Source organism: Pseudovibrio sp. POLY-S9, from assembly GCF_001431305.1.
Lineage (GTDB): Bacteria > Pseudomonadota > Alphaproteobacteria > Rhizobiales > Stappiaceae > Pseudovibrio.
The window spans coordinates 1-15,732 of the sequence record NZ_LCWX01000075.1 but is presented as its reverse complement, the minus strand read 5'-3'; the positions used below and the strand labels follow the sequence as shown (position 1 = coordinate 15,732).

General features: G+C 49.9%; 12 protein-coding genes and 3 tRNA genes. 10 read left to right on the top strand and 5 right to left on the bottom strand.

From position 1 onward, the window contains the following. The 10 genes from PPL9_RS05685 to PPL9_RS05635 form a co-directional block, all read left to right on the top strand. The coding region (locus PPL9_RS05685) for a hypothetical protein (protein WP_057461788.1) at nucleotides 1-328 on the top strand (328 nt) is incomplete at its 5' end. A 201-nt stretch (nucleotides 329-529) separates the two neighbouring features. Next, nucleotides 530-612, top strand: a tRNA-Leu gene (locus PPL9_RS05680). Between the two features lie 233 nt (nucleotides 613-845). Beyond that, on the top strand, nucleotides 846-2,192 hold the full coding sequence (tig, locus tag PPL9_RS05675; RefSeq protein WP_057461787.1) for a trigger factor: 1,347 nt from the start codon (nucleotides 846-848) through the stop codon (nucleotides 2,190-2,192). Nucleotides 2,193-2,540: 348 nt separating this feature from the next. Further along, entirely contained in the window at nucleotides 2,541-3,176 is a 636-nt protein-coding gene (gene clpP, locus PPL9_RS05670) for an ATP-dependent Clp endopeptidase proteolytic subunit ClpP (protein WP_057461786.1), read from the top strand. A gap of 257 nt (nucleotides 3,177-3,433) precedes the next feature. Further along, nucleotides 3,434-4,699: an ATP-dependent Clp protease ATP-binding subunit ClpX gene (clpX, locus tag PPL9_RS05665; protein WP_057461785.1), complete on the top strand. Its 1,266-nt coding sequence runs from the start codon at nucleotides 3,434-3,436 to the stop codon at nucleotides 4,697-4,699. Nucleotides 4,700-5,158: 459 nt separating this feature from the next. Next, on the top strand, nucleotides 5,159-7,594 hold the full coding sequence (gene lon, locus PPL9_RS05660; protein ID WP_057461784.1) for an endopeptidase La: 2,436 nt from the start codon (nucleotides 5,159-5,161) through the stop codon (nucleotides 7,592-7,594). 191 nt (nucleotides 7,595-7,785) lie between these two features. Continuing rightward, nucleotides 7,786-8,061: an HU family DNA-binding protein gene (locus tag PPL9_RS05655; RefSeq protein ID WP_008546789.1), complete on the top strand. Its 276-nt coding sequence runs from the start codon at nucleotides 7,786-7,788 to the stop codon at nucleotides 8,059-8,061. Nucleotides 8,062-8,317: 256 nt separating this feature from the next. Beyond that, nucleotides 8,318-8,393 (top strand) — tRNA-Val (locus tag PPL9_RS05645). A 33-nt stretch (nucleotides 8,394-8,426) separates the two neighbouring features. Then, nucleotides 8,427-8,502 (top strand) — tRNA-Val (locus tag PPL9_RS05640). Between the two features lie 430 nt (nucleotides 8,503-8,932). Then, nucleotides 8,933-9,415, top strand: a complete 483-nt coding sequence (locus PPL9_RS05635) for a hypothetical protein (protein ID WP_057461782.1) — start codon at nucleotides 8,933-8,935, stop codon at nucleotides 9,413-9,415. 147 nt (nucleotides 9,416-9,562) lie between these two features. Here the strand turns inward: PPL9_RS05635 and PPL9_RS05630 are convergent, their stop codons facing one another. The 5 genes from PPL9_RS05630 to PPL9_RS05610 form a co-directional block, all read right to left on the bottom strand. Further along, nucleotides 9,563-9,928 carry a hypothetical protein gene (locus PPL9_RS05630; protein WP_057461781.1) on the bottom strand — a complete coding sequence of 122 codons (366 nt, stop codon included), beginning with the start codon at nucleotides 9,926-9,928 and terminating at the stop codon, nucleotides 9,563-9,565. Next, on the bottom strand, nucleotides 9,925-10,731 hold the full coding sequence (locus tag PPL9_RS05625) for a peptidoglycan-binding domain-containing protein (RefSeq protein ID WP_057461780.1): 807 nt from the start codon (nucleotides 10,729-10,731) through the stop codon (nucleotides 9,925-9,927). Before PPL9_RS05625 ends, PPL9_RS05630 begins: the two co-directional genes overlap by 4 nt. A gap of 495 nt (nucleotides 10,732-11,226) precedes the next feature. Continuing rightward, on the bottom strand, nucleotides 11,227-12,405 hold the full coding sequence (locus PPL9_RS05620) for a peptidoglycan-binding domain-containing protein (protein WP_161831220.1): 1,179 nt from the start codon (nucleotides 12,403-12,405) through the stop codon (nucleotides 11,227-11,229). A gap of 382 nt (nucleotides 12,406-12,787) precedes the next feature. Further along, nucleotides 12,788-14,050, bottom strand: a complete 1,263-nt coding sequence (locus PPL9_RS05615; RefSeq protein WP_057461778.1) for a hypothetical protein — start codon at nucleotides 14,048-14,050, stop codon at nucleotides 12,788-12,790. A 178-nt stretch (nucleotides 14,051-14,228) separates the two neighbouring features. Continuing rightward, complete coding sequence (locus PPL9_RS05610) at nucleotides 14,229-15,341, bottom strand: peptidoglycan-binding domain-containing protein (protein WP_057461777.1); 1,113 nt, start codon at nucleotides 15,339-15,341, stop codon at nucleotides 14,229-14,231. Nucleotides 15,342-15,732: the final 391 nt, after the last annotated feature.

The window sequence follows — 15,732 nt, the reverse complement described above, 5'->3', positions numbered from 1 at the left end:
CCGCCAGATCATCGAGGCGCTGGCACCGTTTAAAGACCATGATGCTAAAATGCAGGTCTCGACGGTTTTGACATTGCTTGAAACTGCCGTTCATCAGGAGGAGGGGGTGACGATCCATCCTCATGGCCTTCAAAAGAAGATTGGTTACCAATCAGGAACTGCGACCCGCAACATCTATTACTGGTGCGAAGGGCACAAGGATGTGCGTGGCGGACATAACTATGCCCGTGTTGAGGCGGATAAAACGGATGGTCGCCGCCGGGAGTTGTATCTGACCGAAAAAGGCGCGGCTTTTATGCAGCGGGTTCTGACGCCACTTTGTGAGTGAGTGGAGTGGCTTGCTGACTGGCAATGCACGAGCCAGAAAAGAAAAAGGATGTGATGCGATCTCCTGCGTGAGAAATAAGCCCCGGATTGTCGTAATGCACAGTTTCATAGGTAGAAATGGCGTGGAAAACCGAGAACTGGGCATAAACAGCGTATTAGGTGGTTGACTTCTCTTAGGTTCCCATTTAGCTACCCCTCCAACGCGGCTGTGGCGAAATTGGTAGACGCACTAGATTTAGGTTCTAGCGGGAGACCGTGGGGGTTCGAGTCCCTCCAGCCGCACCATATCCCCGGTGATACGGTGCATAAATAAACGACCGTAGCTTATCGGAAACGGAAAAGTTGAGGGCGTTGTCGAGGTTCGGTTTATGCTCACCTTTTCGTCAGGCGGATAAGAGCTGAGGGATTTTCTCCCGAAGTGTTTTCCCCCCTTCGAAATTGGTGTTATGTTTACCGTGCTGGGACAAACCATATTGGTTTGTCGGTACGCGTCCTAAATCAAGGACGAAGCAAAGACCATGCAGGTATCAGAAACCCTGGCCGAGGGCCTAAAGCGCGAACTCAAAGTCGTTATCCCGGCGACGGATCTGGCGACCCGCCTCGATGAATATCTTAATGACATGAAGTCAAAGGTAAACATTAACGGCTTCCGTCCGGGTAAAGTTCCAGTTTCTCATCTCAAAAAAGTTCATGGCCGTCAGGCAATGGGTGAGCTGATCGGTAACCTGATCAACGAAACCACTGCTAAGACCATTGAAGAGCGCAAAGAAAAGCCAGCTCTTCAGCCAGAAATCGATCTTTCTGACGATGATGCTGAGAAAGTTTTGGCTGGTGAAGCAGATCTCGCTTACACCATCTCCTATGAAGTTCTGCCACAGTTCGACATCGTAGATTTCTCTGCGATTGAACTCGAACGCCCAATCGTTGAAATTTCTGAAGACGAAGTTGACGAGCAGGTTAAGCAGATCGCAGAAAGCAACCGTCCATTTGAAGCGCGCGAAGAAGGTGCTGCTGGTGAAGACGGTGACCGCGTTACCATGCATTACCTCGGCAAGCTTGACGGCGAGCCATTTGAAGGTGGTGAAGATGAGAACGGTCAGCTGGTTCTGGGTTCTGGTCAGTTCATTCCTGGCTTTGAAGAGCAGATCGTTGGCATGAAAATCGGTGACAAAAAAGTCATCGACGTGACCTTCCCTGAAGAATACGGCGCAGCAAACCTTGCTGGTCGCGCAGTTACCTTCGACATCGACGTTAAAGGCATTGAAGCTGCTGGCGAAGTTTCCATTGATGATGAAATGGCAACCAAGCTGGGTCTTGAATCCCTTGAGAAGCTGAAAGAAATCGTTCGTGGCCAGATTGAAAGCCAGTTCGGTGCAGCTACCCGTCAGAAAGTAAAGCGCGCTCTGCTGGACAAGCTGGACGAAGAGTACTCCTTCGAGCTGCCTGAGAAACTTCTGGAAACAGAATTTGACGGTGTCTGGAAGCAGGTTGAAGCTGACATGCAGCAGTCTGGTAAAACCTTCGAAGACGAAGAAACAACCGAAGACGAAGCTAAAGCTGAATACCGCAAGATCTCTGAGCGTCGCGTACGCCTTGGTCTGGTTCTTTCTGAAGTTGGTGAGCAGAACAAAGTTCAGGTTACCGACGAAGAAGTTCAGAAGGCTCTGTTCGACCGCGTTCGTCAGTTCCCAGGTCAGGAACAGCAGGTGTTCGAATTCTACAAGAACAACGAACAGGCTCTCGCTTCCTTGCGTGCCCCAATCTACGAAGAGAAGGTTGTGGACTACATTCTGGAACTCGCGAAAGTTTCCGACAAAGTTGTGTCTAAAGAAGAGCTGATGGCTCAGGACGAAGACGAAGCATAATTGTTGGGATTACCCAAGAATTTCGGAAAGGGGGCCTTGTGCCCCCTTTTTCTTTTTTGACATCTTGAATTTTGAGGTGGAAAGCCGAAATATCTGAAGCCGTCTTAAGTGCATAGGCCCAATGTGGTCTTTAAGCTCCCTTATAATTGGGATAAGACTATCGGGTCTTATGGAAACACTCCATAAACCTTGTGGCTTTACCTTTTGGCAAGTGCCTTTAAGACAAGGGCGACATCCCGTGGGTGGGCGTGGCGCTTTTTTCGACATAAGTTTCTTGCAGGCTTACCGGAATGCCGGATAAGTTACCGAGCTTCACGAAGCTTTCTGCATATTTAAAATGGATGACGCATGACCGATCCTGTTGAGTATTTCACGAACAGCCTGGTGCCAATGGTTGTAGAGCAAACCAACCGGGGTGAGCGGGCCTATGATATCTTCTCAAGGTTGTTGAAGGAACGTATTATCTTCCTGACCGGTCCTGTGGAAGATACTGTGGCTACACTGGTGTGTTCCCAGTTGCTTTATCTGGAAGCGGAAAACCCGAACAAAGAAATTGCACTTTATATCAATTCCCCGGGTGGTGTTGTGACCAGTGGTCTTGCTATTTATGACACTATGCAGTTTATCCGTCCGAAGATTTCAACTCTTTGTATCGGTCAGGCTGCAAGCATGGGTTCCCTGCTTTTGGCTGCTGGTGAAAAGGGTATGCGCTTTTCTTTGCCAAACAGCCGCGTCATGGTTCACCAGCCTTCCGGTGGTTTCCGCGGGCAGGCGGCAGACATTATGCTGCATGCACAGGAAATTCTGAAGCTGAAGCGTCGCCTTAATGAGATCTATGTTGATCATACGGGTCAGACTCTTGATGCTGTTGAAGAAGCGCTTGAACGTGATAACTTTATGAGTGCAGATGCGGCGAAAGAGTTCGGTCTGATTGATAACGTTATTGAAAATCGTGAGAGCTTGAACGTTATCGAACCAGCTTAAAGCCGGTTTTATAAAGTAACTCGCGCGCAAGTTTTTTTAACAGGGAATGAACTTTGCGTGCGAGGCTTAAAGGAATGTTGATTATTGCGAGCCAAATATCGCATAAGAGAATGGCTATTAGTGATTTCCAAAGCTTCCCTCTGGAAGCGGAACACAAAACGCGATAAGTCAGTAGAACGTCGCGGCGAAAGTATCGCTGTCGAACTAAGAATTCTAACAGGGGCTGTGTCCCTTGAAACGATGCGGGGTTATATCTCATGAGCAAAGCCAGCGGCAGCGACAGCAAGAATACGCTTTACTGCTCGTTTTGCGGAAAAAGCCAGCATGAGGTCCGTAAGCTGATTGCGGGTCCGACCGTATTCATCTGCGATGAGTGCGTCGAACTCTGCATGGACATTATTCGCGAAGAAAACAAATCTTCGCTTGTGAAGTCTCGTGATGGGATTCCGACACCTCAGGAAATTCGTGGTGTTCTTGATGATTACGTGATTGGTCAGGGCCGAGCCAAAAAGGTTCTGTCTGTAGCGGTTCATAACCACTACAAGCGCCTGAATCATGCTTCCAAGAACAACGATGTTGAACTTGCTAAGTCCAACATCCTTCTGGTTGGTCCTACCGGATGTGGTAAAACCCATCTGGCACAAACGCTCGCCCGAATTCTGGATGTTCCGTTTACGATGGCTGACGCAACCACGCTGACTGAAGCGGGTTACGTTGGTGAAGACGTTGAAAATATTATTCTGAAGCTGCTTCAGTCCGCAGACTACAATGTTGAGCGTGCACAGCGCGGTATTGTCTACATCGATGAGGTGGACAAAATTACCCGTAAGGCAGAAAACCCATCCATCACCCGTGACGTTTCTGGTGAAGGTGTTCAGCAGGCACTGCTGAAGATCATGGAGGGGACTGTTGCCTCTGTTCCGCCGCAAGGTGGTCGTAAGCATCCGCAGCAGGAATTCCTGCAGGTAGATACAACAAACATTTTGTTTATCTGCGGTGGTGCATTTGCTGGTCTGGACAAGATCATTTCTGACCGTGGTCGCAAAACCTCTATCGGCTTTGCTGCTTCTGTGCTTGCACCTGAAGATCGCAAGACCGGTGAGTTGTTCTCTGAGCTTGAGCCTGAAGATCTGCTGAAGTTTGGTCTTATTCCTGAGTTTGTTGGCCGTTTGCCGGTTATTGCAACTCTTGAAGATCTGGATGAAGACGCTTTGGTGTCCATCTTGAGTGAACCTAAGAATGCGCTTGTCGCGCAGTACCAGCGTTTGTTCGAAATGGAAAACGTAGAGCTGACCTTCCATGAAGACGCTCTGAAGGCAGTTGCCCGACGTGCGATTGAACGTAAGACCGGTGCTCGCGGACTGCGTTCTATTCTGGAAGCAATTCTGCTGGAAACCATGTACGAGCTTCCTGGCCTTAAGGGTGTGAAGGAAGTTGTGATTTCCGGTGAGGTGGTCGACGGCGATGCGCGTCCTTTGTACATTTACGAGGATCGTGCGGAGAATTCAGCAACCAGCGCGTAAGGCGATGGGGACTGATGAGCCAGTAGGCTTCGCTCACGGGTATTGAGTTTAATTTGGGCGGTAACTTCTTGAAAAAAGTGCCGCCCATTTTTTGTCTCATGTGTCTAGCATGATGATGCGTATGAGTGTTCTGCGTAAACGCGAACCAAGACCGGGAAGGATGGTGTTCAGCTTAAGTGTGAGGACGATCAAACGGTGTTATACGCTCCTGATAACAGGAAAAAAGCTTATAATATCAACAGATCGCTGAAAGACTTGGAAGCGGAGTGCTTGACACTTGGAGGCGGTGTCTCCACCTAATAGGTCTAGTTCGCAGCTTGGCGAATTTGTTTGTGCCCGTTTTGGGGCGAGTGAATTCGGCCCTCGAAATTCTACGAGTGCCCTAAGGGCCTTAGTCGATTTTTATGTTGCGCTTTTTCGTAGCTTTCGTTGGAAAGCTGCAATTTGAAAGGAATAGAGATGGCTGACAATGAAATGCGCCCGGAAGAAGAGACAGAAAACTCTGTTTTTCCTGTTCTCCCACTGCGCAACATCGTCGTATTCCCTCATATGATCGTGCCGCTGTTTGTAGGGCGCGAGAAATCGATCCGTGCTCTGGAAGAGGTGATGGAGTCTGACAAGCAGATTTTGCTTGCGACCCAGATGAACGAGGCGGATGACGATCCGGATACCGATCAGATTTACAAAGTCGGTACCCTTGCAACAGTTTTGCAGCTGCTGAAGCTGCCAGATAACACCGTAAAGGTTTTGGTTGAAGGTGGTGCACGTGCCGAAATCGGCAAGTTCACTGATCGCGAAGACCTTTATGAAGCAGAAGCCGTTATTCTTGATGAAGCTGGCGGTGACGAGGTTGAGGTTGAGGTCGAGGCTCTTGGCCGTTCAGTGATTTCCGAGTTCGAGAACTACGTGAAGCTGAACAAAAAGGTGTCTCCTGAGGTTCTCGGCGCTGTTAATCAGATTGACGACTTCTCGAAGCTTGCTGATACCATTGCATCCCACCTTGCTGTGAAGATCCAGGACAAGCAGGAACTGCTTGGCACTGTGGCTGTCACCGAGCGCCTTGAGAAGGTGCTGGGCATGATGGAGAGCGAGATCTCCGTTCTGCAGGTGGAAAAGCGTATCCGCTCCCGCGTGAAGCGCCAGATGGAGAAAACCCAGCGCGAGTACTATTTGAATGAGCAGATGAAGGCCATTCAGAAAGAACTCGGCGATGGTGAAGATGGCCGTGATGAGCTTGCTGAGCTGGAAGAGCGCGTTGCGAAGACGAAGCTGTCCAAGGAAGCTCGCGAGAAGGCGAATGCTGAGCTGAAGAAGCTCAAGCAGATGAGCCCGATGTCTGCGGAAGCGACTGTGGTTCGCAACTACCTTGACTGGCTGATCGGCATTCCGTGGAGCAGGAAGTCCAAGGTTAAGCATGATCTGACGCTTGCCGAGAAGGTTCTGGATACCGACCACTTTGGCCTTGAGAAGGTCAAGGAACGCATTGTGGAGTACCTTGCAGTGCAGAAGCGCGCGAATAAGCTGCGCGGCCCTATCCTGTGTCTTGTTGGCCCTCCAGGCGTTGGTAAAACGTCTCTTGGTAAATCTATCGCGAAAGCAACCGGACGTGAATTTGTACGCATGTCTCTTGGTGGCGTGCGTGATGAGGCTGAAATTCGCGGTCACCGCCGCACTTACATCGGCTCCATGCCGGGTAAAGTCATTCAGTCCATGAAGAAAGCGAAGAAGTCCAACCCGCTGTTCCTGCTCGATGAGATCGACAAGATGGGTATGGATTTCCGTGGCGATCCGTCTTCCGCTCTGCTTGAGGTTCTTGACCCAGAGCAGAACGGCAGCTTCATGGATCACTACCTCGAAGTGGAATACGACCTATCCGACGTCATGTTTGTGACCACAGCCAATACGCTGAACATTCCGGGTCCACTGATGGACCGTATGGAGGTCATCCGTATCGCTGGTTACACTGAAGATGAGAAGATCGAGATCTGCCGTCGTCACCTGTTGCCAAAGGCTGTGAAGAACCACGGTCTGAAAGACGGTGAGTTCGAAGTGTCTGATGGCGCTTTGCAGAAGACCATCCGTCTTTACACCCGTGAAGCTGGTGTGCGTAACCTTGAGCGTGAGATGAGCACTCTGGCCCGTAAGGCTGTGAAGGACATTCTGGTCAACGACAAGAAGACCATCAAAGTGGATGAAGAGCTGATTGAGGAATACCTCGGCGTGCCTCGCTTCCGCTTCGGCCAGGTTGAAGACGAAGATCAGGTTGGTGTTGTCACCGGTCTGGCATGGACTGAAGTGGGCGGCGAGTTGCTGACCATTGAAGGTGTCATGATGCCAGGTAAGGGCAAGATGACCGTAACCGGTAACCTGCGCGATGTGATGAAAGAGTCCATCTCTGCTGCTGCCTCTTACGTTCGTTCCCGTTCTGAGGACTTCGGCATTGAACCTCCGCTCTTTGAAAAGCGCGAACTGCATGTTCACGTTCCAGAAGGAGCTACTCCAAAGGATGGTCCATCTGCTGGTATCGCCATGGCGACAACTGTTATCTCCGTGATGACCGGTATTCCGGTTCGTCGTGATGTGGCGATGACAGGTGAGATCACACTGCGTGGCCGCGTGCTGCCAATCGGTGGTCTGAAAGAGAAGCTTCTGGCTGCTCTTCGTGGTGGCATTAAGAAGGTTCTGATCCCAGCGGATAACGCGAAGGATCTGGCTGATATTCCTGACAATGTGAAGAATGAATTGGAAATTATTCCAGTCGCTCGCATGGACGAAGTGCTTGAACATGCTCTTGTTCGTATGCCTGAAGCCATCGAATGGAGCGAAGAGGAAGAAAAGTCCAGCTCTGAAGCACTGGTCAAAGATGACAAGGGTTCAGGGGTCGTCGCACACTGAACCAGAGCGTCTGCTTGTGGATACAAAAGCCTCGGACAAGTTCCGGGGCTTTTTTTGGTTGATACTACACAGAAAATGGCCGTTTTCTGCGGTTCGCGGCTTGATTTGAACGCAATTTCGCACGAATGTCCGATTCAGGAGTGCAGCGCGAATCTAAAGCATTCCCCACGTTATTTTAGAAAGGGACTGTCATGAACAAGAATGATCTGATCGGGGCCGTTGCGGAAAAAACTGGCTTGACCAAAGCACAGGCAGGCGAAGCAGTAGAAGCATCTTTCGAAGCAATCACTGAAACCCTGAAGAGCGGCGATGAAGTTCGGATCATCGGATTTGGCAACTTTTCCGTTTCCGCTCGTGCGGCAACTGAAGGCCGTAATCCACGCACAGGCGAAACCATTCAGATTCCGGCTTCCAAGACGCCGAAATTTAAAGCTGGTAAAGGCCTGAAGGACGCGGTCAACGCCTAATTGGGCTTGTTCGTTTTGGGTTTAAAAGCCCCTGTTGTTCATTGGAGCGGCAGGGGCTTTTTTTATGCGCTCATTTCTTATGGGTTGCCGGTTTTTTACTGTGACGACAAGCCTTTGTTTAATCAGGTAATTCACAGGATGGATGGCAGCTCCAAGTTTTTTGCTGGTAATGTCGTTTTTTTCAATCTCAGGCCTTGCCAAGGGTAGGGAGGGCGGCTAAATAGCTCCCCACGCCACACGGCGTACCACCCTGCGGGGGCGATTAGCTCAGTTGGTAGAGCGCTTCGTTTACACCGAAGATGTCGGGAGTTCGAGTCTCTCATCGCCCACCATTCTCTTTTTGAGGATGTTCAACGCTCCAGGATGGGCGATTAGCTCAGTTGGTAGAGCGCTTCGTTTACACCGAAGATGTCGGGAGTTCGAGTCTCTCATCGCCCACCATTCCTCTTAGAGGGTTTCAAGTCTCCCGGAGATCCGCGGAGGCTTTTTTGTTGTTTACTCTCCTGAAAATTACCAAGGACGGCGCTGTTAAGCTTAAGGCGGCGTTTCGGCAATTGGTTTCTCAAGGCTGTAGGGCAGGGTGCTAATCTGAGCAAAAACCAAAGGGCGATCTCAGGATCTTATAGCTAAGCTTGCTGCAATAGCCTGTGGAGCTTATTCGCTTAGCGTGCTCTCATTTCGTCAATTTTTTGAGAGCTGCTTTGCCCTTAAATGAGTGAAGTCCTGGTGTTTGGTTGGAAACAATCGTGTAGGACCTGCTCAAGAGCCGTTATTGCGCTGCTAAGTGTGCCGTAGATAACAGCTTGCATGACTGAGATCGTTTTTAACTCCGCGTGGCAATCAAGTATAACTACGTGGAGGCATGCGCCGTATGAGTGGTTCAAGTCATAAGCACCCTATCTGTCCGCCACTTGTGTGGCACACTCTGGTCACCATCCTTCTGGCAGGCATCGTTGCAGATGTGAGCTGGGAGATCTGGGCGCGCTATATCACGCCGTTCTGGGTTGGTGGTCCACTACAGCCAGCTGCACTTGTGCAGTCGGTCTTTGGTTTCAGAAGCCTTTTCTGGGCTGAAGTCATCCACGCCGTCGTTGGCGTCGTCTTTTATCCTATCGGATACCTCTATATTGCTCGTCCTCTGGCACGTGTGATCATTCCGCCGCTGCCATGGTGGGTTGTTGGTCTTTGCTATGGCGTTGGTCTTTGGGTGTTTGCGCTTTACATCATGGCGCACATCTTTGCAGGTCTTCCACCGTTCCTCGGCTTCATTCAGCTGACATGGGCGTCTCTGGTTGGTCACATGATCTTTGGCTTCATGACCGCCCTGATCGTGCGCATTCGCCACGGTTGGTAACGGCAGTTTTAAGCTGAACTAAGAAAAGGCTCTGATATGAAAATATCAGAGCCTTTTTTGTGTCTAAGCCAGTTTTGGTTTTATGGGTGTTGTCAGAAGGTCAAGTCTTTGGTTTTCTCGGTCGTTGCACCGAAGATATCTGTCTTCTTATGGGGGGGCGGACTGGATTGGTTTGGCTGAATAAAGCACAATATCCAATCTACTCGCCGGGTCTTTATCGTCAATCTCGATTGCATAGAGGTAAGAGCATGACTTCGCTGCGGCTAAAAGTTGCTGCACTTCCCGTGGTGTCTTCAGTGTTGACAGAGCCAGAGATGAAGGGCTTTGCTGGTAGTTTGTGAGACAGTGGGCTGAGCTTGCCTGGATCATGTTGTTTTGATTGATGAGATTTGGATAAGCAGAGGCTATTCTATGTTCAATTTCTTTCCGCGGAACAGGTTCAATAAAATGAACGGAACGCTGGATTGCATAGACAGATCCGTCAATTGAACCGACGGTGATCTGATCTTTCAAACTTTTTTTTTTGTTGTGCGGGTACAGCTCACAGTGCCAGTTTTAATCTGGCAGTTGGAATAGCCTTTCTTTGTCAGATTTTCTGCTGTTCCGGCAAATGGAGCGCCTGTGGTCATCCCGTGAATGCTTGGCATTTTTCCAGTGGTCTTCACTGGATCTTTTTTTCTTGCTTCTTTCGCAGACTGGTCAGTTTTCTGGGGCTGTTTTTTCGAGTTGAGGTTCGAAGTTTTTTCAACCAGAGCAGCAATCTCTACGTTTGTTAGTTTTCCCGTGGCGGGATGATTGAGGGAGGTTTGGAAGCGGGAGATCGCATTGCGTGTTTTTTTGCCCGGAATGCCATCGGGTTTCCCTGCTTTGTATCCAAGACTATTCAAGCGAACCTGAATACCACGAGTTTGAGGTGAACCGACCTTGCGTTGGATTTGGGATGGCTTGCGTGTTTGGGTCTGTGCGGGTTGGTGACGGGGAGTGGCCTGAGGGATTACAACCTGCGGCACTTCTATATAAACGTCCTCTACATAGATTTCGTCTACGTAAATATCCTCCTCATAGAAGTCATCGTAGTCGTCGACATAGATATCTCCGTTGTCATCAACATAGAGGTCTGGTTCGTTTATATAGACCTCCTCTATATAGACCTCCTCCACGTAGACGTCATCGCTGATCGCTTCATCTGCCACAATTGCGCCCGCAACGCCGAGGCCAAGACCGAGCAGAAAATCTTCCTCACTGGCGTTTGACTGCGTGGTCAGCAGGCACAAGCTTGTTGTCGTAGCCAGTAGAAATTTTGTGGCAGTTTTCATCGCAGAATCCCTCATTCTTCTTGGTAAGGCATGCTTTGCTTTGCAGCTGCATGATTTGGTTTTCAGTTTTTGTCTTAAGCGTTCGTGGCCGCGTTGGGTGTGCCGCAAGTGACTCGAATATTGGCAGAGCAGTGAATGCCTAGTGAGTGCTGCAGGAGGAGGGCCAATCCAAACGCAAGAAACTCCCCGAAGGGCTGATTTGACACGCAATTGTGAAATCAGATCTTGAGGAGCTTCTAATGCTGTTGTGCAGAGGGCCGATGTTTCCTGTTTGTGGAACTTTTGAAAGGCCTACAAAAGGAGACGCTTGTTGGCTGCTCCTGGTTTGGTTTGGAACATGTTGGTCTTCCAGCGTTCTTTGGCTTCATGACCGCCCTGATCGTACGCAATCGCCATGACTGGTGAGTTTCTTAAAGCTTTGACGCAAAATAAAAGGCAGCTTCCTTGAGGAAGCTGCCTTTTGTTGGGTTATTAGTGCTTAGCTTAGATGGAGCACTAGAAGGTCAGGTCTTGTGCTGGCTTCGAGGAAATCTGGAATGCACCCTTACGGTTTTCAATCGCATCCTTGATTGGCTTGCTGCTGTAAAACACGAGGCGTATGCCACTCACGGTGTCTTCTCCAAAGACTTCCAGGCTGTGGTAGTCATTACAGTTGTCTGACAGCTGGCGCAGCGCTTCTGCGTTGGATGGTTTCTCCAGAGCCTGCTTCAGGAGCTCGCCGCTGTTGTTGACGTAAGTAATGCGACAGGTTTTATCCTGTGTGGCGGTCATATTCTCAAAATGCGTGAGCACCGGATAGGCATCCAGCAGCTTGCCCATGATTGCAGCACGGGGAGCTGGGTTTTTGAAGCTGACTTCACGTTGCAGGCCGTAGATGTTTTCATCCTGAGTAAGCACACTCACGGTTTCAGAGAGTGTGTCTTTCTCAAGTGAGCACACGGTCTTCGTTTCATCCACTACGCACCCCTGATATCCGACTTTTTCCAGCAGGCCTTGCACGTCATGCTCAAAGCGCTCAACGGTCAGGCCGTGAATTGACGGAAGGTTGGCTGGGTCAAGAGCGAGGCGTTTGGAGGAGGTCACTGCGACTTGTGTTTCGTTCTTTGATGACACGTTCGGAGTGACATTTACGACCTGAGCGTTGTTGGTTGTGTTTGCCCCGGGCGTAACAGGTATTGTGATGTTGATTTGCTGTGACGGAGCGGCTGTTGCAACTGGTGCTGCTATCACCGGCGCTGGGGCAACGACCGCCACAGGTGTTGGTGTGGAGGTTGCGACAGGTGTTGGCGCTGCTGGCTGTTGTGGTGTTGTCAGTTCATAGAGCTTGGCAATTTGTCTGTTGTCGAGCTTACCATTTGCATAAGCACCGATGGAAATTTGGAATTGGCGTATGGCGTTGCGTGTGCGGCGGCCTGAAACGCCGTCTGGTGTGCCCACATCAAAGCCCAGCATGCTCAGGCGTAGCTGGATGTCCTGTGTCTCAGCTGAAAAACTACTTCTTTTCCGTGTTGTTCGTTTCTGCGTCTGAGCTGGGGCGTTCTTTTTAGCACCGTTTACAATAGCGCTACCAATAATGCCTGCACCGAGGCCGAAGATGAAATCCTCAGAGCCTGCACGGGCGGCGGTGGTGCTGATTGCTAAAGAGAGGCAGAGAGCAGAAGTAAGCTTAGTCATTTTGCGCATTTTGTTGCCTTGCACACTTATAAAATCAAAAGAAAGACGGGAAAGATCCGCTTGCAGCAAATTTATCTCAAACTCTATAAAATGTAAGTTGAAATAAATTAATTATTTCACTCCTAGGTTGAGATTTTTAAATGCTGATATTTTTGGGTATGCGGGTAAGTTCGATGCCTATCTGATGTTTCTTGTAAGCTTTCCGTGAATGTACTTCATGCGAGAAGGTTTGTTTCAGGCAATGATTTAAGGTGTTGGCACTCTGAAAAGGCACTGAAGCAAACCCCTGGAGACTTGTTGATGCACAAAAAAGCAGCTTCCCTGAAGAAGCTGCCTTCTTTGTCTGGTAGCTCTTGAATTGCCTTGATGGTTCAGGATTGAGCTACTTCACACCCCAGATGGTCAGTTTGACTTGTTGGTTTTCGCCGATGAGGGCTACGACGAAGTTTGCGTTGTAGTTCTGAATGGGGCGAAACTCAGCGATGGCGACGTCGTAGTATTTGCCGTTGATGCGGCCTGAGACGTCTTTGTCATAGGTGGTGCCAGCGTGATCCCATAAGTGGACCTCCATTCGCTGCTTGCCACGGTTTTTCGGGTTTCGTTTGCAGAAGGTGTCAAAGCCCAGGTGGCTGCTGACCAGATAGTTGCCATTGCCGATCACTTCTACGGCGACTTCCTTTGCGACGCCTCCGCTGCCCTGAAACTCACGCTCAGCCCTTCGGCGGAGGTACTGGGTGCCGTCGGTTCCAATATCCCATTCGATTAGCTTGCCACGCCCATGGGGTTCTTTATGAATGGTCTGGCCCAAACATTTATGCCCTGTTTTGAACTCGCTGGGGCCTTTGCTTGTTGATAGGGTGATCCATCGGCCATTCGGAGTGCCATCGGCAGCAGTAATTGCGGCTTTCTGAATTTGGCCCATGCTTACAAGTGTTGGTCCGCGTTCGATCACAAATGCGTTCTGGCGTTTGCGCAGTCGAGTAACTCGCAGTTTTCCATCACCATCGCGGAAGGCGAGGAGATTTGCAGTTCCGTCACTCATGGTGAGTTGGTCGGCGGAACCTGCGAAGTTGTATGTTCCTTTTTGGTCTAGTACTTTTTCCGGCGAATTATTGGCGTTTTTCAACTTGTAGGCTCTGGCAAACAAAGTGCCATTTTTGCGTTGAGCAACAACCATGGCAGCCGAACCGGAACTTGCAGAAGTGACTTCTGTCACCTCTGGCCCTGGAAGAAAACTACGATAAGTTATCGTGCCGTTTCCTGTGATCTTCCAGAGAATGACCCTGAGCTTGTTGCCTCCATCAATGACGGGCGTGATGAAATGGGTGTCATCGATCTTTGCGACGGAAACACTGCGCGCTTTGCTTCGATTGACCAGATCTACTGGTGTTGTGACATTGGACTGCCATGTAGAGATAACGAGATTATCTGCTGAGTCTGATGCGACGAGGATGTATCCAAGAGATCCGTTAGCATCATAGCTTGCCGCTTCAATTTCTTTGGCGAGAAACGGAAAGGTATAGGATGTCTTTTCATACGAGACGTGAGGTTTGAATTCTTCGAGTTTATGCAGTAAGGCTGAAGTGGCTGATGTTGCGCACAGACACAGTGCAGCCAGCAGGGCGAGCGCTTTTGCTTTGAACATTCTGGAGCTCCCAAAAGGACAAATTTGCGGGTGAGCAGAAATGAATTTTTGAGGCTACTTTAACTGTGTATGTAGCAGGAATAATCTCTCACTTGTGGGGAGTGAATCCTGACGAGGTTGGAGGCATCTGCTGTATTGGCCCCAAATTATCTGAGGCCAATACAAAGGCATAGGCTGATCAGAACTTTAGCTCATCCGCGGCTTCGGATTTGGTTTGGAAAATGCCGGTTTGCTCTTCTTCTGCAAGTTGGATGGGGTGGCCGTCGTAGAGGGTGATGCGCATGGACTTGAGGTTGCGGGTGCCTTCTAGATCAATGGCGAAGAAGTTACGACAATTTTCGGTAAGTGTCAGAAGCGTTTCAGGGTCGGATGGATTGGCCTCTGCAGGTGCTAATAAACTAGCCCCATCGCCAGTGTGGTGCTCCAGGCAGGTTTTGGAGCTGGACGTTGTCATCTTTTTGAAGCGGGTGAGGTTGGGGTAGGCCTCTGCCAGTTTGGTTAGGACTGCAGATCTTGGAGCGGCAGTCTTGAAGCTCACAGTGCGGCTCAGTCCGTAGATGATGTTTCCAACCTTACTGACGCTGACGGTTTCCTCAAGGTTCTTGGTGGCTTTCTTACAGATGGTCAGTCCGGTTGTCTCTACGCACTCCTCATAGCCTTCTGTCTTTAGAAAGCCCGCAGTTTCGTCACTGCGCATGCCAGTGATCAGACCGTAAATGTTGGGTGGGTTTTTGGGATCCAGCGCAAGCTTGTTTTCTTTTGGAATTCTGACTGTTGCTTTTTCCGCCTCCGAATACCCGCCAGGATTGGATTGGGGCAGAGGTGGTTGAGCTGGTGTTGGTTGCGCCTGATCGATCTGGGTCTTCTGATAGCGCTTCTTTTGCGTGCGGGTGTAAAGCTCTTCTAATTGAGACTGTGTGAGCCGCCCGGTTGCCACGTAACCAAGGGTGCTTTGAAATCTGCCTATTGCGCGCAAGGTGCGTTTACCAGCTACGCCATCTGGAAACCCGGCGTTGTAGCCGAGCAGATTGAGGCGATACTGGACGTCTTTCAGCTGAATGCGACTGAGAGCCACTGTTTGCTGGGTTGCGATGCGGGGAATGCTGCGCGCCTGCTGGGATTGAGCGGTGACGACATGTGGGGTTGGTTGTTGAGTTGCATCGATGATCGTGTTTCCGATCGCTCTTACACCGAGCCCGATGATGAAGTCCCCCGTATCAGCCTGAGTGGGTGAGGGGATTGCGACAGCTGTTGTTGCTACGAGAGCAAGCGCTTTGAAAAATGTGCCCATAAAACCGGTCCTTGAAATGAATTGGACTGTCGACTTTTTTGTATTTTGATTGAGATGATTGTTCCTGACTTTATCGCAGGAGCCGCCCCGCGCTAAGTAGAATTACGAGATTTGACTTTTTTGAGGCGGTTTTTGAATTTTCATTGATGGCGAATAAGATTTTTTTCAGGGCTAGCCAAAAAGTCCTTGAGTCCAGAAGGGGATAAAATGGGTGATATGCAGTCCTGTTTTCCACATCTGAACGCATTTCGAGGCCAATTTTCACAGTGAAAACAAGTTATTCAGGAAAAACTCGCAAAGTCGATCCAACTTCGCTTGACTTGGACCCGCCCCCGCCGTAAATCAGCGCCACCAACAACGACACAACGTTGCTGACCCAAGCGGGTGTAGC

Excerpts from the sequence above, each read along its gene's own strand:
- PPL9_RS05610 (WP_057461777.1), bottom strand. The coding sequence starts at position 15,341 with ATGGGCACATTTTTCAAAGCGCTTGCTCTCGTAGCAACAACAGCTGTC.
- PPL9_RS05625 (WP_057461780.1), bottom strand. The coding sequence starts at position 10,731 with ATGAAAACTGCCACAAAATTTCTACTGGCTACGACAACAAGCTTGTGC.
- PPL9_RS05655 (WP_008546789.1), top strand. The coding sequence starts at position 7,786 with ATGAACAAGAATGATCTGATCGGGGCCGTTGCGGAAAAAACTGGCTTG.
- lon (WP_057461784.1), top strand. The coding sequence starts at position 5,159 with ATGGCTGACAATGAAATGCGCCCGGAAGAAGAGACAGAAAACTCTGTT.
- PPL9_RS05615 (WP_057461778.1), bottom strand. The coding sequence starts at position 14,050 with ATGTTCAAAGCAAAAGCGCTCGCCCTGCTGGCTGCACTGTGTCTGTGC.
- PPL9_RS05635 (WP_057461782.1), top strand. The coding sequence starts at position 8,933 with ATGAGTGGTTCAAGTCATAAGCACCCTATCTGTCCGCCACTTGTGTGG.
- tig (WP_057461787.1), top strand. The coding sequence starts at position 846 with ATGCAGGTATCAGAAACCCTGGCCGAGGGCCTAAAGCGCGAACTCAAA.
- clpX (WP_057461785.1), top strand. The coding sequence starts at position 3,434 with ATGAGCAAAGCCAGCGGCAGCGACAGCAAGAATACGCTTTACTGCTCG.
- PPL9_RS05620 (WP_161831220.1), bottom strand. The coding sequence starts at position 12,405 with ATGACTAAGCTTACTTCTGCTCTCTGCCTCTCTTTAGCAATCAGCACC.
- clpP (WP_057461786.1), top strand. The coding sequence starts at position 2,541 with ATGACCGATCCTGTTGAGTATTTCACGAACAGCCTGGTGCCAATGGTT.